The sequence below is a fragment of the Variovorax sp. DAIF25 genome, assembly GCF_050711835.1.
Lineage (GTDB): Bacteria > Pseudomonadota > Gammaproteobacteria > Burkholderiales > Burkholderiaceae_C > Variovorax.
Genome location: NZ_CP136637.1, coordinates 608871 through 632584, shown reverse-complemented (window position 1 = coordinate 632584; position 23714 = coordinate 608871). Strand labels below are relative to the sequence as shown.

Genomic DNA, 23714 nt, shown 5'->3' with positions numbered 1-23714 from the left:
AGCCTCCTCACGCAGTGAACGCGTGCATCAGCGTGCCGGATTACATCGTTTGTACGCATCCCGCAAATGAGGGATGGACGCCTCGCTTGAAGATGAAGGCCACGTGAGTGCTGGCGAAGTGCCTTGGCAGCGTACGAGGATTCAGTACGACAACGTCAAATTCAAGAACACCCCCTTCGCCCGCCCCGCCACCCCTCCCAGCGTGGTCCGGTACTGCAAGCTCGCATCCACATGCGAGCGCTGCGCGTTGTAACGGTCCTCGTTGAACCAGTAGCGCAGGTTGATGCCCACGCCCGCGCCGGCCGACCAGCTCGATCCGCGGTCGGACAGGGCCACGCTGTCGAAGCCCGCGATCGGCACGCCGCTCGCGCGGTTGCGGTTGGAGAACCAGTCCGCGGCGAGCGTGACGTGGGGGAAGAACACGAGGCGGTCGTTGTAGTCGGTGACGAAGCTGCGCCCGATGCGCACCTCGCCCGCGGCGAAGCCCTGGCCGCGCTTGAGGCGGCCGCTGCCGTCGGCGAGCACGTTGCCGGCGGTGTCGCGCACGGTGTAGGCGGCCGGCATGTCGAGCAGGGTGTAGCCAGCCTGCAGGTAGCCTTCCATCGTGAACCAGCTGCGCGTGTCGAGCCGCCGGCCGGTGCCCTCGTAGAAGCCGTAGAGCAGGTAGGCCTGCCAGCCGCCCGAGCCGGTGTCGGCGCGGTAGTCGAGGGCCGCAGAGCGGTTGTTGAGCTGGCAGCGCAGGCTCGCGGGCGCGGGATCGATGGCGCCGGAACGCGTGGCGCTGCCCAGCATGAACTGCCGCTCGAGGCCGAAGGTGAGGCCGGTCGCGGTGTCGGGCGTGTAGCGCACGCCGAGGGCGCCGCTGGTCGAGGGCAGGCCGGCGATGCCGCGGGTGCGCTGCTCGGGCGTGATGCCGATGCCGCCGCAGGGGTTCTGCACGAGCTGCGCGGCGGTCACGTCGGTGCCGGCGTGCAGGGTGGTCGAGAGGCGGCCGTAGACGTCGAAGATGCTGCGGTTGGTGTTGAGCATGCCGCTCGGGCGCCAGAACACCTCGGTGGTGTTGAAGCTCGCGTTGCCGGGCACGGCCACCGGCTGACCGGGCAGTCCGAAGGAGGCGGCATGCGCGCCGCGGTAGCCGACGGTGCTGTTCACGCCCCATTCGCGCGAATAGCTGGCGATGGTGCCGCGCAGGTCGTGGAGCTGCTGACGGTCGAGCGAGAGCCAACCCACGTCCTCGTCGTCGACGGCCTGGCGCAGCGTGGCGGCCGCGCCGACGCGGTCGCCGGTGCCGGCGGCTGCTTGCGCTTCGTCGAGCAAGTTGCTGCGCGGGGCCTGGCCGGTGTGGCGGGCCGCGACGAAGTCCTGCAGCGCGAGCGCCGGGTCCTTGTTCGCGATGTGCAGGTAGCCGCGCTGACGCAACAGGGTGGCGTCGGCGGGCTGCGCGGCGATCGCGGTGTCGAGCCGCTGCAGCGCCTGCTGGCGTTCCGCGGTCGTGCCCGCGGCGAGCGTGGTGGTCAGCAGCTTCTGGCGCGATGCGTCGTCGGGCCTTTCGGCCGCGGCCTGCTTCGCCAGCGCGATGGCCTCGGAATAGCGCTTCTGCGCATAGGCCGCGTAGGCCCGCGTGGCGGCATCGCCGGCCTTCGGCGAGTCCCAGGGCGCGAGCGCGCAGGCCGGGCCCTCGGGCGTGTCGTTGCAGAGCTTCACGGGCGCATAGGCGGTGACCGGCGGCGTGGCGGGCGAGCCCCATCCGCTCGCGGCATCCTCGGCCCGCTGGCGGCGCGAGCGCACCTGCGTGTCGTCGGGCGGCAGCGGCGCGAGCAGCGTGCGTGCGCGCTCGCCGTCGCGCGCGGCCAGCGCGAGGTCGGCGCCGATCAGGCGTGCGTCGCGGCGCTGTGCCTCATCGACCTGCGCGCCGGCGATCACGGCATCGACATCCTGTTGCGCCTCGCCGCCGCGCGACAGCTGCTGGCGCAGGTAGGCGCGCTGCAGCCGCAATGCCGCGCCGTCGTCCTGCGCTGCCATTGCCTCGGTGGTCGCCTGTTCGGCGCCTTCGAGGTCGGGCACGGCCTGCAGCGCATCGATCAGCAACTGGCGATGGCTCGCGACATCGGGCGCGATGCGCACCGCCTCGCGCGCCTCGTCGACGGCTGCGCGCGGCTGCTGGCGCGACAGCGCGTCGTAGGCCTTCTGCGCATGCTGCAGCGCGATCGAGCGGCCGGCCTGCCGCACGCGCGCGGCGATGTCGGAGGTGTTCGGCGCGCCCAGGTCCAGCGCGGTGGCCGCGGCCTGCACGAGTTCGTCGTGGCGCTGCTGCCGCGCGAGGGCGTCGAGCCACAGCAGTGCCCAGGGGCCCTGGCTCGGATCGGCGCGCACGGCTTGTTCGGCCGACTTCGCCGCCTCGGCATCGCGGCCGTCGGCGTAGTCGCGGTAGGCCTGCGCCGCGAGCGGGAAGCCCGCGCGGTAGGCCTCGGTGCCGGGCGTGCCGCCGGCGGGCGTGGCGCGCAGGTTGGCCAGTGCCGTGCGCAGCGCCGCGTTGCCATGGCCCTGGTCGATGGCATGCTCGGCCGCGCGCGCGGCCTCGTCGGCCCGCCCCAGCTTCTGCAGCGCATACACGCGCAGCAGGTGCACGCGCTGCGCCGCGGGTTGCAGCCGCAAGGCCGCATCGGCGCGCGCGAGCGCGGTCTCGAAGTCGCCGCGGCCATAGGCCTTGAAGGCCTGGTCGGCCAGTTGCCAGGCACGACCATGCGACGAGCGCTTGCGCGGCGCGGTGCGCGTCGGCACCGGCGCGGCGCCGGGCGTGGAAGCGGTCGAGGTCGACGTCGAGGGCGAAGGCGCGGCCGGCAGCGAATGCACGGCGGCGAACGCAGGCACCGCAGGCCAGGCCGCGGCCAGCGCGACCGCCAGCAGCGTGCGGTTGTCGAGCCCCTTCATGCCGGCACTCCCTGCGCGCCCTGCGGCGCGAGCGGCGCCAGCACCGAATCGCCGCGCTGGAACGAGATCGCCTCCTCGAGCGTGCCCGCGTCGAGCCAGCCCTGCTCGAGCAGGATGCTGCCGAGCTTGCGGCCCGTGCCGCGCTGGATCGTGAGCGCGTTGTCGAGCTGCGTCTCGTCGATCGCGCGCCACGACAGCAGCACCTCGCCCAGCCGCTGGCGCTGCTGCACCAGCTGGTCGGCCGAGGGGAAGTCGTGCATGGTCTTGTCCCACACCAGCCGCTTGCCGAACAGCTTGTGCGAGAGGAACAGCTTCCATGCGCGCGCCGCGGCCATGGCGTTGATGAAGTTGCCGATCACCATGCGCGGTATCGACAGCAGCCCGTGCTCCCAGCCATAGAGCGCCGACACGAAATGGAAGCGCTGCGCGAAGCGCAGCAGCAGCGCCACGGCATTGAGCTCCATCACCGTCATGAGCCAGCCGCCCGACTGGAAGATCGACGGGTAGTAGACGGTCCACCAGCCCATGGCGTCGGCGAAGAAGAAGAGCAGGAAATTGAGCATCAGCAAATAGCCGAGGATGGCCACGAAGGCGGTGAACAGGCCCTTGCGGTCGCGGAACAGCAGGTACTTGGTGGCCAGCGAACCGGTCCAGCCCATCTGCTCCCAGCCCTGCAGGCCGATGCCCAGGGTCCAGCGCGCCTTCTGGCGGTAGGCGGTGCGGAAGGTGTCGGGGAAGTACTCGCGCACGCCCAGCGGCATGCGCAGCGAGCCGAGCTTTTCGCGGCCGGCGCCGAACCAGGCGGTGCGCCGCGTCACGTACTCGACGTCGAACTTGCCGAAGATCTGCTTCATGCCAAGCCGGCCCAGGCGCGCGCCGATGTCGTAGTCCTCGGTCAGGCTGGCGGTGTTGAAGGGCTGGTTGTCGAGTTCCGCGGCCAGCGTCTGCAGCGCGCGGTGCGAGAAGCAGGTGCCGACGCCGGCCGAAGGCACCATGCGCGACAGGCTCTCGCGCACCACGAGGTCCTTGCTGTGCCACTCGGCGAACTCGTCCATGTAGGTGCCGGCCACCAGCTCGAACCAGTGGCGCTCGAGCGAGGTCACGGGCAGCTGGATGAAGTCCATGCGCGGCAGCAGGTAGTTGAAGTACTTGAGCTCGAGCGGATGCAGCACGTCCTCGCTGTCGTGCAGCACGACGCCCGCGAAGGGCTCGCCCATGGTGCGTTCGTGCTGGAACAGCGCCTGCACCACCCAGTTGAGGCAGTCGGCCTTGCAGGTCGGGCCGTCGTGCGGCACCTCCACGCGCACCAGCTGGCGGTAGCGCCGGCGCATGCGCTCCACCTCGGCGATGGTGCGCGCGTCGTTGCGGTAGGTGCCGACGAAGATGGCGTAGTTCTTGTACTCGAGCGTCGACACCATGTTGGCGAGCATCGGCGCGATCACGTCGTACTCGAGCCAGGCCGGCACCATGATGGCCATCGGCTGTTCGCGCGCCGCGCGCAGCTGCGCGGCGGTCAGGCGCCGGTAGCGGCGGCGCACGGTCAGCGAGCGGTAGATCTCGCGCACCCAGTACCAGGCATCGACGAACAGGTCGTCGATGCTCGACAGCAGGATCACCACGCCGACGACCGCGGTCACGATCTCCAGACCGCGGTAGTAGTCGGCCAGCAGGAAGGGTCCGTAGAGCTCGAACATGCGGCTTCGGTCGGATCCTTACTGCTGCGACTTGCGCGCGTGGCGGCGCCGTGCGCGCCAGGCCAGCAGGATCAGCAGCAGCAGCGCGAACACGGCCACGCCGATCACCGGCATGCCCCAGGCGGCGTACGAACGCCATTCGAAGAACGCGCCTTCGCCGCCGCGGCGCGCGCTCGCGTCCGCGGGATTGCCGCTGTCGAGCCAGCTCACGGGGCCTTCGGCGCCGAGCATCGCGATGTCGCCGCGGTTCAGCACGAAGGGCTTGGCCGGCACCACGGGGCGCGCGCCGATCGGCTGCCACTGCATGCCGTCCTGGCCATGCGCGCGGCTCACCTCGATGGCGCTCAGCTGCGACAGGTCGTCGACCTCGAGCCACGGCGCCTTGCGGCCGTGAATGCGCAGGCTCGCGTCCTTGACCTCGACCTTCGAGGCGGCGCCGTCGACCGCCACCTGCAGCGCGAGAAAGGGCTTGCTCGGCGAGAAGGCGCCGGACTGGGTCACCACCAGCTCGGAGCGCACCGGCGTCACGCCGGCGGCCACGGCCATGCGCACCAGGCGCGCGAGGCTCGCGGGTGCGTCGGCCAGCCAGGCCTGCGGCACGGCGACCTGCGGGTTGCCCGACATCAGCGGCAGCAGGCCGACGAAGCTGCCGTCGGGCTGCGCATCACCCGCGCGCACGAAGCTGGTGGGCAGCACGTTGACCGGGAAGCCCTGCGGCATCTCCTGGCAGTCGTTCGAATAGGGCTGGCGCTGGAAGGACACGCGCACCACGTTGCTCAGGCCCAGCGCATAGCCGGGGATGCGCGCATCGAGGCGCTCGGGTCGACCATCGGCCTCCAGGCGCTTGGCCGACAGCAGCACGTCGTTCCAGAACACCGAGGCCACGGGACGCGTGGACGAAGCGCCGGGCGCGGCGGCCACGTCGATCACCAGCTCGGAAGGCATGCGGCCGTTGGCCGCGACCACGCCCAGCGGCAGGGTGGCGGTCCACTCGCCGCGCGACACCACGTCGAAGCCGGCCTCGCTGGCGCCGAGGCTGTTGAGGCGGATCGCCGGACGTTCGCCCGCATCGGGCGCGTCGGCCGTGCGCACGCCGGCCTGGCGCGACACCAGCAGGTTGCGCCAGGCCTCGGCGAAGACGCCGGCCGCCTGTGCGCCCGCGTTCTCGGGCACCACGATCACCGGGTGCGCGCCGAGCGTGGCGAGGCGCACCTGGCCGGCGCTGGCGGCATCCGCGGCGAGCGCGGTCTGCTGCTCGCGCCAGAGCGCGAAGGCGCGCAGCGCGTCGGCGTCGCCAGCGAACTGCACGGCCAGCGCCTCGAGCGCCTTGGCGATCTGCTGGCGCAGCGCCGCATCGGCCACCAGCACATCGCCGCTGGCCGTGGTGGCGCCGAGCACCAGCAGCGCGCCGACCTCGGCCTCGTTCTTGAGTTCGTAGCGCGCATTGCCGCTGGCGAGACCGGCGAAGGCCGGCAGCGCGGCCAGCCCCGCGGGCACCTGCCAGCCCGAGGTGTCGACGATGTCGCCGGCCACCGGGAAGGACTGGATCTGCACGCGGCGGTTGGCCTGCTCGAGTGCCACGCCGAGGCGCCAGGCGCTGTCGTAGCTGGTCTTGGAGAGATTGCGCGAAGCCACCAGCAGGACCGGGCGCGCGGGCAGCGTGGCCCAGGCATCGGCGAGGCTGGTCAGCGCGCCGCTGTTGAAGCGGTAGTTGAAGCGCGTCTCGGGCGAGATCGCGAGCACGTTGCCGGTCGAGCGCTCGAGTTCGCAGACGCGGCGCGCCACGTTGTTCGACCACTGGACGCCGAGGCGCACGAAGTTCGCCGTGCGCGCGACGCCGGTGTCGACCTTGAGGTTCTGGCTCGCGTCGCCCTCGGCCGCCTCGATGCGGCGCGCCTGCACCGGCCGGCCGTTGACCGTCAGCAGCATCGAGGTGCTGCCGCCCTCGGCCTTGTGGTAGCGGCCGCTGAAGTCGATGCTGGCCTCGGCCAATGCGAGGCCGCGCGGCACCGGCAGGTAGAACTCCTGGCGGCTGTCGAAGCCGTTGAGCAGCACGGTGTCGCCGATGCCCAGGTCCGACAGCGCGAAGCTGCGGTTGACCCAGGTCTCGCCCTGCAGGCGCTGCAGCGCGTCGCTCGCGGGGCTGGCGTGTGCGAGGAAGGAGGTGCTCAGGGCGAGCAGGGCCGTGGGGACGATCCGTCGTGAGAACAGAGAAGGCATGGAGAGACTCGGCAGGAAGACTTCGGAAACTTGAGAAAGGAGGGGCGGCGTTCCGTGCTCAGGGCACGAACTCGGCGGTGTGCCGTTCGCACAGCACGTCCACGATGCGCTGGCTCGCGCGCGCGTCGCCGTAGGGATTGCCGCGGCGGCAGAACTCGGCGTGCACGGCAGGGTCGTCGAGCAGGCGCCGCGCCTCGCCCACGATGCGTTCGGGCGAGGTGCCGACCAGCCGCACGGTGCCGGCGGCCACGGCCTCGGGGCGCTCGGTCACGTCGCGCATCACCAGCACCGGCTTGCCCAGCGAGGGCGCCTCTTCCTGCACGCCGCCCGAGTCGGTCAGGATCAGGTAGGCGCGCTGCATGAACCAGACGAAGTCGAGGTAGCCCAGCGGCGCGATCAGGTGCACGTTGGGCAGGCCCGACAGCTGGGCCTTCACCACGTCGTGCACGTTGGGGTTCAGGTGCACCGGGTAGACGATCTGCACGTCGTCGCGCAGCGCCAGTTCGCGCAGCGCGGCGCAGATGTTGCGAAAGCCCTCGCCGAAGTTCTCGCGGCGGTGGCCGGTGACCAGCATCAGCCGGCGCCTGGCATCGACCCAGCCGTGGCGCTTCTCGAGGGTGGCGGCCAGCGGTCGGTCGGACTCGAGCCGCTCGACGGTGGCCGCGAGCGCGTCGATCACCGTGTTGCCCGTGACCCAGATGCGCCCCGGCGGCTTCTCGGCGAGCAGGGCGTCGCGCGAGGAGGGCGTGGGCGCGAACATCCAGCTGCTGACCGAATCGACGAAGCGGCGGTTGAGCTCCTCGGGGAAGGGCGAGCGGATGTCGCCGCTGCGCAGGCCGGCCTCGACGTGGCCGACCGGAATGCGGCGATGGAAGGCGGCCATGGCGCAGGCCGCGGCGGTGGTGGTATCGCCATGCACCAGCACGCAGTCGGGCTGCTCGGCCTCGAGCACCGCGTCGGCGCCCGCGATCAGGCGGCCGTAGAGCCCGTTGAGCGACTGGTTGGGCCGCATCACGTCGAGGTCGTGGTCGGCCTCGAGGTCGAACAGCGACATCACCTGGGTCAGCATCTCGCGGTGCTGACCGGTCACGCACACGGTGCTGCGCACGCGCGGCTCGCGGCGCAGGGCGGCGACGAGGGGGGCCATCTTGATGGCCTCGGGACGGGTCCCGAAGATCGACAGTACGTGCATTTCGAGGAGTCAGTGGCTGGTGCCGACGCACGGCCTCCCCGCGTGTGGACGCAAGGCGGCGGCAAGCCGGACACGAACAAATGAATAAAGGGGTACTCGCGTACCCCCTCAGGGCGGGACCGGTCTGCGCCGTCTGACCCTCGAAGCCGACAGTGTAACTAAAGATTTAACAAACCATCAACAATTGAAAACGGAAGTGTCTACTTTTTGGCAATTCTGGCCGCCGAGGCGACGGCCAGCCGGCTCGGCTAGGCGCGTCGCGCCACATCCACCACCGCGGCCGCGAAGGCCTGCGGCGCTTCCTGCGGCAGGTTGTGGCCGATGCCGCCGTCGACCTGCCGGTGCTCGTAGAAGCCCGAGAACTTCTTCGCGTAGCTGGCGGGCTCGGGGTGCGGCGCGCCGTTGGCATCGCCTTCGAGCGTGATGGTCGGCACGGTGATCACGGGCGCCTTGGCGAGCCGGTCCTCGAGCGGCTGGTACCTGGCCTCGCCCTCGGCCAGGCCGAGGCGCCAGCGGTAGTTGTGGACCACGATCGCGACGTGGTCGGGGTTGTCGAAGGCGCGCGCGCTGCGTTCGAAGGTCGCGGCATCGAAGTTCCACTTGGGCGAGGCGAGTTGCCAGATCAGCTTCGAGAACGCGTTGCGGTTCCTGTCGTAGCCCAGGCGGCCGCGCTCGGTCGCGAAGTAGTACTGATACCACCACTGGAACTCGGCCTCGGGCGGCAGCGGGTTCTTGCCGGCCTCCTGGCTGCCGATCAGGTAGCCGCTGACCGACACCAGCGCCTTCACGCGCTCGGGCTGCAGCGCCGCCATGATGCAGGCCGTGCGCGCGCCCCAGTCGCAGCCGGCGACCGTCGCGCTGCGGATCTGCAGCGCGTCCATCAGCGCGAAGATGTCGGCCGCCACCACCGACTGCTGGCCGTTGCGCGGCGTGTCGGCCGAGAGGAAGCGCGTGGCGCCGTAGCCGCGCAGGTAGGGCACGATCACGCGGAAGCCCGCGGCCGCGAGCAGCGGCGCGACGTCGACGAACATGTGGATGTCGTAGGGCCAGCCATGCAGCAGGATCACCGGCGCGCCGTTGGCGGGGCCGGCCTCGAAATAGGCGACGTTGAGCACGCCCGCATCGATGTGCTTGAGCGGCTCGAGGCGTCGCGGCGTGCCGCCGGCGGACGGCGTGTTCGACTGCGCGAACGCGGGAACGACCGCCGCGAACTGGGCCGTGGCGAGGCCGATGGCCGCCTTGGCGAGGAACGAGCGGCGCTCGAGCGGGGAGGAAAGCGTCATGGGAACTCCTTGCGAATGGTGGTGGATGGCATCGGGCCGAAGGCCTGTCGCGCCGGTGTCGTTCGCGGTGCCTGGCGATCGATGGCGCGGATGTTCATTCGCGGGAGTGCCCGGGGGCGGGGGCTGCGTATCGCTGTGTATCCCGGGGTGGTTCGCAGACAGTAAATTTCGTTGTGGCCCGCGCGCTCAGGCGCCCGGCACCGGTGTCCCCAACGCCGCCGCAAGAAAATCCACCAGCGCCGCCACGCGCCGGCTCGGCGCACCGCCCGGAAAGACCGCGAACAGGTCGATCGGCCCCGCCACGTAGCCGCCCAGCACCCCCTCCAGTGCGCCGGCCTCGAGCTCGTGCCGGATGTCCTGCCGGTTCTTGAAGATCACGCCCACGCCGTTCACGGCCCATTCGCGCAGCACCGAGCCGTCGCTGGCCTCGCGGTCGCCCGACACCTTGACGTTGAAGGGCCGGCCGCCGTCGCGAAAGGTCCAGGCCGCGAGCGGCGCACCGGGCCGCGCGAGCACCAGGCAGTTGTGCTGCGCCAGTTCGCTTGGGTGCGCCGGGCGGCCGCGCGCGTTCCAGTAGGCCGGCGCGGCGCAGACCAGGCGCTCGCCGGGCACCAGCAGGCGGGCCTGCAGGTTCGAGTCGGGCAGCGGACCGAAGCGGATCGCGAGGTCCATGTGGGTCTCGATCAGGTCGATGGTGCTGTCGCTGAGGTGCAGCCCGATGCGCACGCGCGGGTGGCGCTGCTGGAAGGCGTCGAGCAGCGGCCGCAGCTGCGAGCGGCCGAAGTCGTTGGTGGCGGTGACGCGCACCGGGCCCGACAGCTCGCCCTGCTGGCGCAGGCCGCCCAGGGCCGCATCCCATTCCGAGACGATGCGGCGCGCATCCGCCACCAGCGCCTCGCCCTCGTGGGTGAAGGCCAGCCGCCGCGTCGAGCGCTGCATGAGCCGCGCGCCCACCTCCTGCTCGAGCTGGTTGATGGCCAGGGTCACGGTCGAGGTGGCGACGGCGCGCTGGCGCGCGACCCCCGAGAAGCTGCCCCATTCGGCAACGTCGATCAGCAGGCGCAGGGCGTCGATCCGGTCCATTGTTCGAGGATGTCGAAAGGTGATTTGGAGATGCGCCGGATTATCAATGGATCGATGCAGAAATACGATCGCGGCCATCGACCAAGGAATCCCATGAACATCCACTTCAACCACCGCCGCGTGCTCGTCACCGGCTCCACCAACGGCATCGGTTTCGCCACCGCCCGGGGCTTCCTGGCCGCGGGCGCCGAGGTCGTGATCAACGGCCGCAGCGAGGCCGGCGTGGCGGCCGCGCTGGCGCGGCTGGGCGACGCCGCATCGCGCGCCCACGGCTTCGCGGGCGATCTCTCGACGCCCGAGGCCTGCGCCGCGCTGCAGGCGCGCCATCCCGAGTTCGACATCGTGGTGAACAACCTCGGCGTCTTCGGGCCGCAGGACTTCTTCGACACGCCCGACGCGGAATGGGAGCGCTTCTTCCAGACCAACGTGATGTCGGGCGTGCGCTGCGCGCGCGCCTATGCGCCGGGCATGGTCGCGCGCGGCTGGGGCCGCATCGTGTTCGTGTCCTCGGAGTCGGCGCTCAACATCCCGGCCGACATGGTCCATTACGGCTTCTCGAAGACCGCGCAGCTGGCCGTCTCGCGCGGCCTCGCGAAGCGGCTGGCCGGCACCGGCGTGACGGTCAACGCCGTGCTGCCCGGACCCACGCTGTCCGAAGGCGTGGCCGACATGCTGCAGGCCGAGGTGGAAGCCTCGGGCCGCGACCTGGAGGCGGTCGCGGCGGACTTCGTCACCACGCACCGCGGCTCGTCGATCATCCGCCGCGCCGCGCGCGTGGAAGAGGTCGCGAACATGATCCTCTACGCCAGCTCCGAGCAGGCCTCGGCCACCACCGGCGCCGCGCTGCGCGTCGATGGCGGCGTGGTCGACAGCATCGTCTAGCGCCGCCTTCTTTCCCGATTCCCTTCGTCCCGTTCCAGCCGCCCGCGCCGCCGCGCGCGGGCGGAGGACGGGGCTCGTCTGCAAGCTTCATCCAAGGAGATGTCCATGTCCCATCCGATCCCGATCATCCAGGCCATCGAAGAGCGCCGCACCACCAACCTGTTCGATCCCGCGCGCGGCATCAGCGACGAGCGCATCCAGGAGCTGGTGCGCCTGGCCACGACCGCGCCGACCTCGTTCAACCTGCAGAACTGGCGCTTCGTCGCCGTGCGCACGCCCGAACAGAAGGCGCGGCTGCGCGCGCTGGCCTGGGACCAGGCCAAGGTCAGCGAAGCCGCCGTGACCTTCATCGTCTGCGGCCAGCTCGCCGACCATCGCACGCTGCCCGATCGCCTCGCGGGCGCCGTCGAGGCCGGCTTCATGCCGGCGGAGATGGTCCCGGGCTGGGAAGGCGCGGCCAAGAGCCTCTACTTCGAGCAGCCGCAGCGCCAGCGCGACGAGGCGGTGCGCAGCGCGACCTTCGGCGCCGGTGCGCTCATCTCTGCGGCGCAGGCGATGGGGCTGGGCTCCGCGCCGATGATCGGCTTCGATGCGCCCGCGGTCGCCGAGGCCTTCGCGCTGGCGGCCGACGAGATCCCGGTGCTGCTGCTGGCCATCGGCTACGCCACGCCCCAGAACTGGCCGCGCAAGCCGCGCCGGCCGCTGGCGCAGGTGCTGCAGCTGGTCTGAGCCGCGGCGCTGGATCCGAGCCGTGCCTCTGGCGACGCGGCCCGAGCCGCCCTGTCGGCGCAGGCCGACGCCCCGAAGGGCAAAAGGACGAAGGGCGGCGCGCGGCTTCCGGTGCGCAATGGTTCAAGGGGGTGAGGACTCCCGCCACCAGTTGCCCACCATGGTCGATCTCCCATCAGGTCACGACCCCTCGAGCGGCCCGTCGTCCGACGAACTCTCGCGGCGGGTGAGGAGCGATCAGCTGCTGTCGGTGCAGCGCAGCGTGCGTGCCGTCGTGCCCTCGGGCATGGCCGTGGGCTGCGTGACCGCCGGCGTCGCGCTCTATGCCTCGGTGCACTGGGCCGGGCCGGCCGCCTGGCTGCTGCTGGTCGTTCTGTCCAATGCCTACCGGGCCCATGTCTGCCGGTCGCTGCGCGCGGTCGAGCAGGCCGTGGCCGGCATGGACGAGCGCGAACTCGCGAAGCGCTTTCGCCGCATCACCTTGTCGTCTTTGCTGTCGGGCTGCGTGTGGGCGCTGCTGCCGCTGTTCTGCGACAGCGAGAACCCGTCGGAAACGCTGTTCTTCCTGACCATCGTCTGCGGCGTCTGCGCCGGTTCCGTGATCTTCAGCGCGGCCTATGCGCCGGTGCCGATCGTCTTCGTGACGCCCGCGCTGGCCGCCGTCACCGCGTGGCTGCTCCATGCCGGCGGCTTTCATCACAACGCGCTCGCGGCGATGGTCTTCGTCTACCTGTGCACGCTGGTCTACGCCTCGCGGCGCGGCGAGCGCGCGTTCCGCGCCAGCAGCCGGCTGAAGAACGAGGCGCTGTTCATGGCGGCCGAGCTGCAGCGCACCCATGCCGAGTCCACGCGCGCGACGCGCGAGCTGGACTTTCGTGCCAACCACGATTCGCTGACCGGCCTGCTCAACCGCGAGGGCTTCGCGAAGGCGGCCGCGCGCTTCGAGGCCGCGCAGGCGGACGTGACGCCGCATGCCGCGCTGATGCTGGACCTCGACGGCTTCAAGGCCATCAACGACGCCTTCGGCCACAAGACCGGCGACCGCGTGCTGCAGGACGTCGGCCGGTGGCTGCAGCAACGGCTGGCGCAGCATGACGCGGTGGTCGGCCGCTGGGGCGGCGACGAGTTCGCGGTCTTCTATCGCCCGCAAGGCGCGGCCGATGCGCCCGAGCACGTGGCGCAGGGGCTCATCGATTCGATCGGCCATGCCACGTCGCACTACGGCGGCCAGCTCGGCGTGAGCGTGGGCATCTGCACCAGCCCCGACCGCTCGGCCGAGGAGATGCTGAGCTTCTCCGACGAAGCGCTCTACGAGGCCAAGCGGCGCGGACGCAACCGCTGCCATCGCTTCGACGAGGTGCTGCACGGCCGCCTGCTGCGCCGGCGCGACATCGAGCGCGACATGGTCGAGGCCATGGCGACGCGCGCCATCTGCGCCTGGTACCAGCCGATCCTCGCCGACCGCGGGCGGCGCTTGCACAGCCTCGAGGCCGTGCTGCGCTGGCGGCATCCGAAGCACGGCTGGGTCGCGCCCGGCGAAGTGATCTTCGCGGCCGCGAGCACCGGGCTGGCCGAGCGCCTGCTGCGCCACATCCTCGAGGAGGTCTGCCATGGCCTGGTGCAACTCGGTGGCATCGGCGGCGCGTTCGCCGAACTGCCGGTGGCGATGAACGTGTCGCCGCGCGAGATGTCGCAGTTGCCGGTCGATGTCATCACCGCGCAGGTGCTCGCGGCGCACGGCCTGCCGCCGCGCCGCCTGCAGATCGAGATCACCGAGGAGGTCGCGCTCGACACCTCGACCGCGCGCGCCCGGCTGCGCGCGCTGGCCGAGTCCGGCGTCGCGGTCGCGATCGACGATTTCGGCGTCGGCTATTCCTCGCTGGCCTCGCTGCGCGGCGAGCACGTGCACCAGGTGAAGATCGACCGCAGCTTCGTGTTCGGCCTCGATTCCTCGCCCGCCAGTTGCCTGATGGTGGAAGCGGTGGTGCGGCTGGGGCACTCGATGGACATCGAGGTGGTGGCCGAGGGCGTCGAGAGCCAGGAGGAGTTCGAGACGCTCACGCGGCTCGGCTGTCCGCTGCTGCAGGGCTTCTATTTCATGCGGCCGGCGCCGTTGGGGCAGGTGGTGGCGTGGGCGCAGCGGCGCCGGGACTCCCTTCCCGTCACGATGGCGTCGAGGTCCTGAGCGATGGATGCGGGCAGCTCGCGCGGAAGCCGTCGATCGACCCCTGCGTCGCGACCAGCTCCTGCGCCAGCCAGCCCCTGAACGCGCGCAGCGGCGGATAGTCCTTCTTCTCGCCGGGATAGACCAGGTAGTAGGCCAGGTCCTCGCTGGCCATGTGGGGGTAGGGCACGGCCAGCCGGCCTTGCTCGATGTCGTCGGCCACGAGGAAGTAGGGTGCGAGCCCGATGCCGAGGCTGGCGGTGACCACCTGCACGATCATCAGGTAGTGCTCGAACACCGGTCCCGGCGGCGTGTGTCCCATCTCCACGCCCAGGCTGCCGAGCCAGAAATTCCACGAGTCCATGCGCGAGGCCAGGTGCACGAGCGTGTAGTCCAGCAGCCGGCGCGGCTCGTCGAACGGGCCGTAGCGGCGCAGGAAATCCGGGCTGCAGATCGGCACCACCGCGTCCTGCAGCAGGAACTCCATCTCGGCGCCGCTCCATGAGGCCTTGGCCCCGAAATGAATGGCCGCATCGATGTCCTCGATGTGGAAGTTGAACGGCGACAGGTGGGTGGTGAGGTTCAGGATGACGTCGGGATGGCGCGCCGAGAAATCGGAATAGCGCGGCATCAGCCACCGGGCCGCGATGCTGGGCAACACCGCGAGGTTGAAACGGCCGCTGCTGCGGCCGCCGGCCTTGAGCTCGACCGACGCGGCCTCGAGCTTGTGCAGCAGCGGCTGGATGCGCCGCAGGTACGCGTCGGCCGCCGGCGTGAGCGTCAATCGCTTGCCTTCACGCACGAACAGCAGCGTGCCGAGTTCGTCCTCCAGCGCCTTGATGAGCTTGCTGATCGCGCCCTGCGTCACGCACAACTCGTCGGCCGCGCGGGTGAAGCTGTGGTGCCGGGCACTGGCCTCGAACGCCAGCAGGCACGAAAGGGAGGGCGTGTGGGTTCGCATTCAATGCATGAGCGTTGGTCATCCACCAAGGAGGAAAAATCGCTTTCGGCCGTGCAACGCAATTTTCATAATCGTCGCGGACACGCCGCATTCTAGGGAGAACAGGCGTAATTCTCATCACTTTCAGGCACGCCATCTTTCTCCGGATCCATGAGCAATGGAATTGGTGGCGACGCTGAATCGGCCGCCTTGGCATGGACCGCACAGGAGAAGAAATTGCCTCACGAGACATCGTTGCCCCGGGTCGTTCGCGCCGCCCGCGGGACCGAACTTCGAGCCCGCAGCTGGCGCACGGAAGGGCCGTTGCGCATGCTGATGAACAACCTCGATCCGGACGTTGCGGAGAATCCCGCGCAACTGATCGTCTATGGCGGCGTGGGGCGCGCGGCGCGCAATTGGGACGCCTTCGATCGCATCGTCGAAACGCTCGAGCGGCTGGACGACGACCACACCCTGCTGGTGCAGTCCGGCAAACCCGTGGGCGTGTTCCGTACCCATGCGATGGCGCCGCGCGTACTGATCGCCAATTCCAACCTCGTGCCCAAATGGGCCACGCAGGACCACTTCAACGAGCTCGAGCGCAAGGGCCTGATGATGTTCGGCCAGATGACGGCCGGCTCCTGGTTCTACATCGGCAGCCAGGGCACGGTGCAGGGGACCTACGAGACCTATGCGGAGGTCGGGCGCCGGCATTTCGGCGGCTCGATGGAGGGCCGATGGATGCTCACCGCGGGGCTCGGCGGCATGGGCGGCTCGCAACCCCTGGCCGGGCGGATGACGGGCGCCGCGATCCTCGTGGTGGAGTGCCAGCAGAGCCGCATCGACATGCGCCTGCGCACCGGCTACCTCGACGTGCAGGCGCGCGATCTCGCGCATGCGCTCGAACTCGTCGACGAGGCGCGTGCGCAGCGCCGCGGGCTGTCGATCGCGCTGTGCGGCAATGCCGCCGAGGTCCTGCCCGAGATCGTTCGCCGCGGCCTGTGTCCCGACGTGGTGACCGACCAGACCGCCGCGCACGACCTGCTGCACGGCTACCTGCCCGCCGGCTGGGACGTGGCGCGCTGGGAGGCGGCGCGCGCGAGCGACCCCCGCGCGGTCGAGCGGGCGGCGCGCGCATCGATCGCGCTGCATGTGCGCGCGATGCTGGACTTCAAGGCGCGCGGCGCCGTGGTGTTCGACTACGGCAACAACATCCGCCAGGTCGCACTCGATGAAGGCGTGGCGCAGGCCTTCGACTTTCCGTCGTTCGTGGTGGCCTATGTGCGGCCGCTGTTCTGCGAGGGCAAGGGGCCTTTCCGCTGGGTCGCGCTGTCGGGCGATCCGCAGGACATCTACAAGACGGACGAGCGCCTGCGCGCCTTGTTCCCGCGGGACCAGGCGCTGGGCCGCTGGCTCACGATGGCACGCGAGTGCGTCAGGTTCCAGGGCCTGCCCGCGCGCATCTGCTGGCTCGGCCTGGGCGAGCGGCATCTCGCCGGGCTCGCGATCAACGAGATGGTGCGCAACGGCGAGCTCAGCGGGCCGATCGCCATCAGCCGCGATCACATGGACTCGGGCTCGGTGGCGAGCCCGAACCGCGAGACCGAAGGCATGCTCGACGGCTCCGACGCCGTGGCCGACTGGCCGCTCCTGAATGCGCTGCTCAACACGGCCTGCGGGGCCGACTGGGTCAGCATCCATCACGGCGGCGGCGTGGGCATGGGCTATTCGATCCACGCGGGCATGGCGCTGGTGGCCGATGGCACGCAAGGCACCGACGAGCGCATCGCGCGGCTGCTCTGGAACGATCCCGCCACCGGCGTGATGCGCCACGCCGACGCGGGCTACGAGATCGCCGCGCGCACCGCGCGCGAGCGCCAACTGGACCTGCCTTCGCTGGCAGCCTGACTCTGAAGGAGCACGTCATGAAATGGACAAGGTACTTCCTGGCCCTCGGGCTCGTCGTCGGCGCGTCGATGGCCTCGGCGCAGACCAGGCACGTGGCGATCGCGAACATGGTCGACATTCCCCAGCTGATCCAGGTCAAGACCGGGCTCGTGGACGCACTGCGCGGCGCGGGCTACGTCGAAGGCCAGAACCTCAGGCTCGACTACCTGTCGGCCCAGGGCAACGCGGGCATCGCCACGCAGATCCTGCGCAAGTTCGTCGGCGATGCGCCCGACGTGATCGTCACCATCACCACGCCGATGGCGCAGGCCGCCTTGTCGGCCACGAGGACGGTGCCCGTGGTCTTCACCGTGGTGACCGATCCGCTCGGCGCCAAGGTGGTCCCGTCGCTGAAGCGTCCGGGCGGCAACGCCACCGGCATCTCCGACCTCGCGCCGATCGAGCGGCAGCTGCGCCTGATCAAGGCCTTCATGCCGCAGGCCAGGCGCCTGGGGGTGATCTACAACACCGGGCTCGATGGCTCGCGCTACCAGATCGAGGTGCTCAAGCCGCTGCTCAAGGCGCACGGCATGACGCTGGTCGAGGCGAACGCGCCCACCTCCAACGAGGTCGGTTCGGCCATGCGTTCGCTCGTGGGCAAGACGGACGTGGTCTGGATTCCCAACGATCCGACCGTGTACGCGGCGCTCGAATCGGCGGTGCGCATCGGCCAGGAACAGAAGATTCCCGTGTTCACGGCCGAGACCCGCACCGTGGAGCGCGGCGCGGTGGCCTCGATCGGTTTCGACTACAACGCCGTCGGCGAGGAAGCGGCCCGCCAGGTCGTCAAGATCCTCAAGGGCGCGAAGCCCGGCGATATCGACGTGGAAACGCCGCAGGTGTTTCGCACGGTCGTGAACCAGCGCGCCGCGCAGGCCGCGGGCCTGCGCATCCCGGACGACGTGGCCCGCCAGGCCAACATCGTCAATCGCTGAGGAGGGCGGGATGAATTTCTACGCCTTGCTGGGCGCGCTCGAGACGGGGTTGATCTTCGGCTTCGTCGCGCTCGGAACCTACATCACCTTTCGCCTGCTGAAGTTCCCCGACATCACGGTGGAGGGCAGCTTCCCGCTCGGCGGTGCCGTGGCCGCCGCATCGATCGTCGCAGGCGCCAACCCCTACCTGGCCACCTTGCTGGCCTTCGTCGCCGGCATGCTCGCGGGCTCGCTCACGGCCTTCCTCAATGTCCGGCTGCGCATCCTGCACATCCTCAGCGGCATCCTGGCCTCGGTCGCGATGTATTCAGTGAACATGCGCATCATGGGGCGGCCCAACACGCCCTTGCTGGGCACGGACACGGTGTTCACGGGGCTGGGCGCGCACTTCGTCGGCAGTGCCTATGCGGTACCGCTCGTGCTCATCCTGCTGTGCGCTGCGATCGTCCTGCTGCTCAACCGCTTCCTCGCCTCCGAAACCGGCCTGGCCCTGCGGGCGACCGGCGCCAATCCGCGGATGGCGGCTGCCTACGGCATCCACACCGGCCGCATGACCTGGCTGGGGCTCGCCATGGCGAACGGGCTGTCCGCCCTCGGCGGTGCGCTTTTCGCGCAGACGCAGGGCTCGGCCGACGTCAACATGGGCGGCGGCGTGGTGGTCGTCGGCTTTGCCGCCGTGATCGGCGGCGGGGTGCTGATCAGGAACACGACCATCGTGCGCGCGACCTTGTCCGCGCTGGTGGGCGCCGTGCTCTATCGCATCGCGGTGGCGCTGGCACTGGACGTCGACAGCATCGGGCTCACGCCCTCCGACTTGAACATGGTGACCGCGGCGCTCGTGGCCCTGGCACTGGTTGCGCCCGGCGTGGGCCTGGCCGGTGCGCTGCGCGGGAGAAAAGCATGATCAGGGTCGAGAAGCTCGATGTGGTCTTCAATCCCGGCTCCGCGCTCGAGAACCACGTGCTGCGCGGCCTGTCGCTGGACATCCCCCAGCAGCAGTTCATCACGGTGATCGGTTCCAACGGCGCCGGCAAGTCCACCTTGCTCAATGTGCTCGCGGGAGAGACGACCCCCACCGGCGGGGCCGTCACGATCGACGGCGAAGCCATCGCCGGCTGGCCGGTCGCGCGTCGCGCCGGGGCCATCGCCCGTGTCTTCCAGGATCCGCTGGCGGGCACCTGCGAGGAACTGACGATCGAGGAGAACATGGCCATCGCCCTGGCGCGCGGCCATGCGCGCGGGCTGGGTCACGCGGTGACGGCGCCTCGGCGCGAGCGCATCCGCGCGGCGCTGGCCCGGCTCGGCCTCGGGCTGGAGAACCGGCTGCACGACCGCATGGGCCTGCTCTCGGGCGGGCAGCGCCAGGCGATCAGCCTGCTGATGGCGTCGCTCAACGCGTCGAGCCTGCTGCTGCTCGACGAGCACACGGCTGCGCTCGATCCGCGCACCTCGGAGTTCGTGATGAAGCTCACCGACGATCTCGTGCGCGAGCTCAAGCTCACGGTGCTGATGGTCACGCACAGCATGCGCCAGGCGCTCGATCACGGCGACCGGACCATCATGCTGCACCAGGGGCGCATCGTCTTCGACATCGCCGGCAGCGAACGCGAGCGGCTCGATGTTCCCGACCTGCTGGCGCTGTTCTCCCGGCGCAGCGGCAAGGAACTCAGCGACGACAGCCTTCTTCTGGGATGACCTCCTCATGACCCAACTCATGACCCAACAACAACTTCTGAACGGCCTGCGCATCGTCGACCTGTCGCGCGTGATGTCGGGGCCTTATTGCACCGCGCTGCTGGCCGACGTGGGGGCCGAGGTGATCAAGATCGAGACGCCCGTGACCGGCGACGACTCGCGCCACTTCGGCCCCTTCGTCGACGGCCGCAGCGTCTACTTCTCCTTGCTGAACCGCAACAAGAAGAGCGTCACGCTCAATCTCAAGGACGAGCGCGCGCGCGAAATGCTGTATGCGCTGATCGATACCGCCGATGCGGTGGTCGAGAACTTCCGCCCCGGCGTCGCGCAGCGGCTGGGGGTGGACTACGAGACGCTGAAGGCGCGCAATCCCTCGCTGGTCTACCTGAGCATCTCGGGCTTCGGGCAGCAGGGCGAATTCAAGGGGCGGCCGGCCTATGACCTGATCATCCAGGCCATGTCCGGGCTCATGAGCACCACGGGCCGTCCCGGGCAGGAGCCCACCTGCGTGGGCGACTCGGTGGCGGACCTCGTGACGGGCCTGTTCGGTGCCTGGTCGCTGATGACGGCGCTGTTCGCCCGCGAGCGCGATGGCCAGGGGCGCCAGATCGACCTGTCGATGTTCGATGCGATGCTGGCCCTGCAGCTCACCAGCGCGAGCCGCCTGTTCGCCAGCGGCACGGCGCCGCAGCGCGTGGGCAACCGCCATCCCGTGACCTCGCCGGTGGACTGCTTCGAGGCCCGCGACGGCTGGGCGGTGATCGTGGTCAGCAACGACGGGTTCTTCCGCCGCTTCGCGCCGTTGATCGGCAAGCCCGAATGGGTCGAGGATCCGCGCTTCGTCGACAACCTGCAGCGCGCGCGCAACGAGCCGGCGCTGAAGGCGGCGATCACGGCATGGTCGCGCGAGCGGACCGTGGGCGAGGTGGTGCAGGCCTGCCTGGAGGCCGACGTTCCGGCGGGCCCGGTCTGGGATCTGCAGCAGGCCCATGCGCAGTCCGCGCGGCAGGATCGAGGGCGGGTCGCCCAGGCGCAGGATGCCGAGCGCCCCTGGCCGTTCGTGCTGCAGCCGGCCGTGTTCTCTTCGGGGGATCCGGCGAAGGTCCAGGCCGACCCCTTGTTGGGCGCGCACACCGACGAGGTGTTGCAGGGCATCGGCATCGCGCCGGCGGATCTTGCGCAACTGCGCGCGCGGGGGGCCGTATGAAGTCGTGGATCGTCAGGGACGTCACGCAGCCTCCGGAGCTCATGGAGATGCCGCTGCCGCATCCCAAGCCAGGCCAGGTGCTGGTGCGGGTGGCCGCTGCCGGACTCAACTTCTCGGACGTGCTGATGACGCGCGGCGCCTACCAGATCCGGCCGCCGCTGCCCTTCACCCCGGGCCAGGAGATCAGCGGCATCGTCGAGAGCGTTTCGGGCGGTGGCGCCTTCAGCCCCGGCGACCGGGTCGCCACCAAGGTCATGTGGGGCGGCTTCGCGCAGTTCGCCGTGGCCGAGGCCTCGTGGCTGGTGCGCGTGCCCGAGGAAGTCCCGCTGGCCGAGGCCGCCGTGCTGCCGGTGGTCTGGCCGACCGCGTGGATCGCCCTGTTCGCGCGGGCCCGGTTGCAGGCGGGCGAGACGGTGCTGGTGCACGCGGCCGCCGGCGGGGTCGGGCTGGCGGCCACCCAGCTCGCGATTCGGGCCGGTGCGCGCGTCATCGCCACCGCGGGCGGCCAGGACAAGCTCGCGCATTGCAGGGAGCGCGGGGCTTCGGTCTGCATCGACTACCGAGAGGACGACTGGGTCGAGCAGGTGATGCAGGCCACCGGCGGCAAGGGCGTGGATGTGGTCATCGATCCCGTGGGGGGCGATATCACGGACCGCAGCGTCAAGTGCCTGGCCCATGGCGCGCGCCTGTGCCTCGTGGGTTTCTCGAGCGGACGCATTCCCGAGATCCGCGCCAACCGTCTCCTGCTCAAGAGCGCGTCGGCGCTCGGCATCTACTGGAGCCACGAGCGCGACCTGCCGCTGATCGGGCAGGCGCTGGACGACGTGCTGGCCGGTTTCAGGCACCAGCAACTGCACGCCGACGTGGGCGGCCGCTACGCTTTCAGCGAGCTGCCTCGCGCGTTGGCCGATCTGCAGGAGCGGCGCACCTTCGGCAAGCTGGTGCTCCTGCCCGACGGCAATTCCTGATTCGACGTTGGGCGGCCTGGGCAAGCCCAGGTGCTCGCGCACATCCTCCAGCGCCTTGAGCCGGCGCGAGCGCCGGCCGTCGCCTCGCTCGTATACATTCGCCACGAAAGCGGAACACGAGGGGCGAGGATGACGGTCGGCAAGGAACGGGGCATCGCCAGCAGCCGGATGGCGGCATGCCAGGCGCAGGGATCCGGGGACGCGGCGTGCCCGTGTTCCCTTGACGGGCGTGCCCGGCCATGAACGCGCAGGTGCTCGCGGCCCTGCAGTCGCTCGGCCTTTCGGAAGACACGGACGGCAAGGCGGTACGCCGCGCCTATGCCGCGCAGCTCAAGCAGATCGACGTCGCCGCGGAGCCCGCGCGGTTCCAGGCGCTGCGCGAGCGCTATGAGCTCGTGCTGGCCTGGCTCGCGCACCGCGATGCCGCCGCGCGCGATGCGCCGGACCCGACACCCGCTTCGCCGGAGGAGGCTGCGCCGACCCTGGCGGCACCTGCGAGCGGCCCGGTCGACGACGCCGCCGCGCCGTCCCGGATGCAGCGGTCCGACGACTACGCCCGCGCCGTATTCGATGCCCTCATGGCCCGCCTCGCCGCGGCCGGGACATTGGACCGGCACGAAGCGCGGGCGGCGCTGGATGCCGCGCTCGAGGACCCACGGCTGCTGGATGTGGATGCACGGTTCCTGTTCGAGCTGGGCGTGGCCTCGTGGCTGGCCAACGGTTGGCGCCCCGGGCACGAGAAGGTGTTCGCCCCGGCCGTCGGTGCCTTCCGCTGGCGCGAGGAAGCGGCGTCGCTCTCGAGGCTGGGCCGTTCCGGCGTCATCGTCGACCACGCGATCCAGGAGCTGGATGCGTACGACAGCCTGCCCGAGGCCACGCGCGAGCGCCTGCGCGAACCGATCCGGCAGCTGCGCTCGCCGGACAAGCCGGGCGTGCGCCGGCTCGCGAAGTCGCTGCCGCTGGCCGAGCAGGCCGTACGCAACTTCCCCCACTGGCTGCACATCGTCACCAACCCCTCGAACATCGAGCGCTGGCGCGCATGGGAAGCGGCCATTCCGGCGTGGCGGCGCTTCGTGGCGTTCGCGCCCGCGCGGCCCAAGGCGCGGCCGGTGCCCACGGGCAACGCGGCGTCCGCCAGCAATCCGTGGGTGGTGGTGATGTGCCTGGTGGGCATGATGGGGCTCGCGTCGACGCTGTCGAGGCTCTCGACGCCGCCCGCCCCGGCGCCGGCGCCGCATCGCACGCTGGCACCCTTGCCGCGCGCGCCGAGCGCACCGGCGGCTTCGTTCCCCGCGCTTGCACCTTCGCCGCCGTTGCCCCTGGCCGCGGCGCCGGCGCGACCTCCGGCACCGACGGCACCGGCCATCGCACCGGCCGCGCTGGTGCAGCAGCCCTACGCCACGCTGCCGGAGGCAAGGAAGCTGGCCGCCTCGCTCGGCAAGGGCAAGGCCGACGTGCTCAAGTGCAACGACGCGATCCGCATCCTCGAGCTTCATGCCAGGGAATTCGAGAAGGGATCGTTCGGCCGTTCCTTCGACAGCCTGATGATCAACTGCCTCATGGGCAAGCTCGCGATGTTTCCCTATCCGCTGATCGACCGGGCGATCAAGCGCGAGTTCGGGCGGCGGGCGGGCGATGCGACCGCGGGGCTGTCGGAGGTTCGGGGCCTGTCGCCCCTGCCCGTGATGCCCCGGCCGGCACCGGTCCGTCCGGTGATGGCTTCGCCGCCGAGCATGACGATGCCGTCCTCCGATCCTTCCGCGCCGTCCGTGCTGAGACCGCCGGGATCCGCGAACCCGTGGGCGGTGCCGCCGCCGACGTCCAGCCCCTAGATCGCCCCGGAC

Annotated in this window: 17 protein-coding genes; 10 read left to right on the top strand and 7 right to left on the bottom strand. The window is 70.5% G+C overall.

The window, feature by feature from the left end; genetic code table 11:
- Positions 1-141: 141 nt before the first annotated feature.
- The 6 genes from R0232_RS36970 to R0232_RS36945 form a co-directional block, all read right to left on the bottom strand.
- The gene (locus R0232_RS36970) at positions 142-2931 is read right to left on the bottom strand and encodes an NfrA family protein (protein WP_431514190.1); all 2790 of its coding nucleotides are present in this window, start codon (positions 2929-2931) and stop codon (positions 142-144) included.
- Complete coding sequence (locus tag R0232_RS36965; RefSeq protein WP_431514189.1) at positions 2928-4625, bottom strand: glycosyl transferase family protein; 1698 nt, start codon at positions 4623-4625, stop codon at positions 2928-2930. Before R0232_RS36965 ends, R0232_RS36970 begins: the two co-directional genes overlap by 4 nt.
- 18 nt (positions 4626-4643) lie before the next feature.
- Positions 4644-6845, bottom strand: a complete 2202-nt coding sequence (locus tag R0232_RS36960) for a cellulose biosynthesis cyclic di-GMP-binding regulatory protein BcsB (RefSeq protein WP_431514188.1) — start codon at positions 6843-6845, stop codon at positions 4644-4646.
- Between the two features lie 58 nt (positions 6846-6903).
- Positions 6904-8037, bottom strand: a complete 1134-nt coding sequence (gene wecB / locus R0232_RS36955; RefSeq protein ID WP_431514187.1) for a non-hydrolyzing UDP-N-acetylglucosamine 2-epimerase — start codon at positions 8035-8037, stop codon at positions 6904-6906.
- Between the two features lie 248 nt (positions 8038-8285).
- Positions 8286-9320, bottom strand: coding sequence for an alpha/beta fold hydrolase (locus R0232_RS36950; RefSeq protein WP_431514186.1), 1035 nt, complete (start codon positions 9318-9320; stop codon positions 8286-8288).
- Positions 9321-9506: 186 nt separating this feature from the next.
- A complete protein-coding gene (locus tag R0232_RS36945; RefSeq protein ID WP_431514185.1) occupies positions 9507-10403 on the bottom strand; it encodes a LysR family transcriptional regulator in 897 nt (298 codons plus the stop codon).
- A gap of 93 nt (positions 10404-10496) precedes the next feature.
- Between R0232_RS36945 and R0232_RS36940 the strand changes: the two genes are divergently transcribed.
- From R0232_RS36940 to R0232_RS36930, 3 genes are all read left to right on the top strand, one after another.
- Positions 10497-11285, top strand: a complete 789-nt coding sequence (locus R0232_RS36940; RefSeq protein WP_431514184.1) for an SDR family NAD(P)-dependent oxidoreductase — start codon at positions 10497-10499, stop codon at positions 11283-11285.
- Positions 11286-11390: 105 nt separating this feature from the next.
- On the top strand, positions 11391-12014 hold the full coding sequence (locus R0232_RS36935; protein ID WP_431514183.1) for a nitroreductase family protein: 624 nt from the start codon (positions 11391-11393) through the stop codon (positions 12012-12014).
- Positions 12015-12174: 160 nt separating this feature from the next.
- Complete coding sequence (locus tag R0232_RS36930) at positions 12175-14199, top strand: putative bifunctional diguanylate cyclase/phosphodiesterase (RefSeq protein ID WP_431514182.1); 2025 nt, start codon at positions 12175-12177, stop codon at positions 14197-14199.
- On the opposite strand, the gene R0232_RS36925 is transcribed toward R0232_RS36930, so the two are convergent.
- A complete protein-coding gene (locus tag R0232_RS36925; protein WP_431514181.1) occupies positions 14177-15139 on the bottom strand; it encodes a LysR substrate-binding domain-containing protein in 963 nt (320 codons plus the stop codon). The two genes, R0232_RS36930 and R0232_RS36925, sit on opposite strands and share 23 nt — an antisense overlap.
- A 150-nt stretch (positions 15140-15289) precedes the next feature.
- Between R0232_RS36925 and hutU the strand changes: the two genes are divergently transcribed.
- The 7 genes from hutU (at position 15290) to R0232_RS36890 (ending at position 23702) form a co-directional block, all read left to right on the top strand.
- Positions 15290-17026: a urocanate hydratase gene (gene hutU / locus R0232_RS36920; protein WP_431514180.1), complete on the top strand. Its 1737-nt coding sequence runs from the start codon at positions 15290-15292 to the stop codon at positions 17024-17026.
- Positions 17027-17043: 17 nt separating this feature from the next.
- A complete protein-coding gene (locus tag R0232_RS36915; protein WP_431514179.1) occupies positions 17044-18000 on the top strand; it encodes an ABC transporter substrate-binding protein in 957 nt (318 codons plus the stop codon).
- 10 nt (positions 18001-18010) lie between these two features.
- Complete coding sequence (locus R0232_RS36910) at positions 18011-18904, top strand: ABC transporter permease (protein ID WP_093352263.1); 894 nt, start codon at positions 18011-18013, stop codon at positions 18902-18904.
- Complete coding sequence (locus tag R0232_RS36905) at positions 18901-19695, top strand: ABC transporter ATP-binding protein (RefSeq protein WP_431514178.1); 795 nt, start codon at positions 18901-18903, stop codon at positions 19693-19695. Before R0232_RS36910 ends, R0232_RS36905 begins: the two co-directional genes overlap by 4 nt.
- A gap of 19 nt (positions 19696-19714) precedes the next feature.
- Complete coding sequence (locus R0232_RS36900; protein WP_431514177.1) at positions 19715-20902, top strand: CaiB/BaiF CoA transferase family protein; 1188 nt, start codon at positions 19715-19717, stop codon at positions 20900-20902.
- Positions 20899-21870, top strand: coding sequence for an NADPH:quinone oxidoreductase family protein (locus R0232_RS36895; RefSeq protein ID WP_431514176.1), 972 nt, complete (start codon positions 20899-20901; stop codon positions 21868-21870). The genes R0232_RS36900 and R0232_RS36895 overlap by 4 nt, the downstream gene beginning before the upstream one ends.
- 239 nt (positions 21871-22109) lie before the next feature.
- Positions 22110-23702 (top strand): hypothetical protein, encoded by a 1593-nt coding sequence (locus tag R0232_RS36890; protein ID WP_431514175.1) that lies wholly within the window; start codon positions 22110-22112, stop codon positions 23700-23702.
- Positions 23703-23714: the final 12 nt, after the last annotated feature.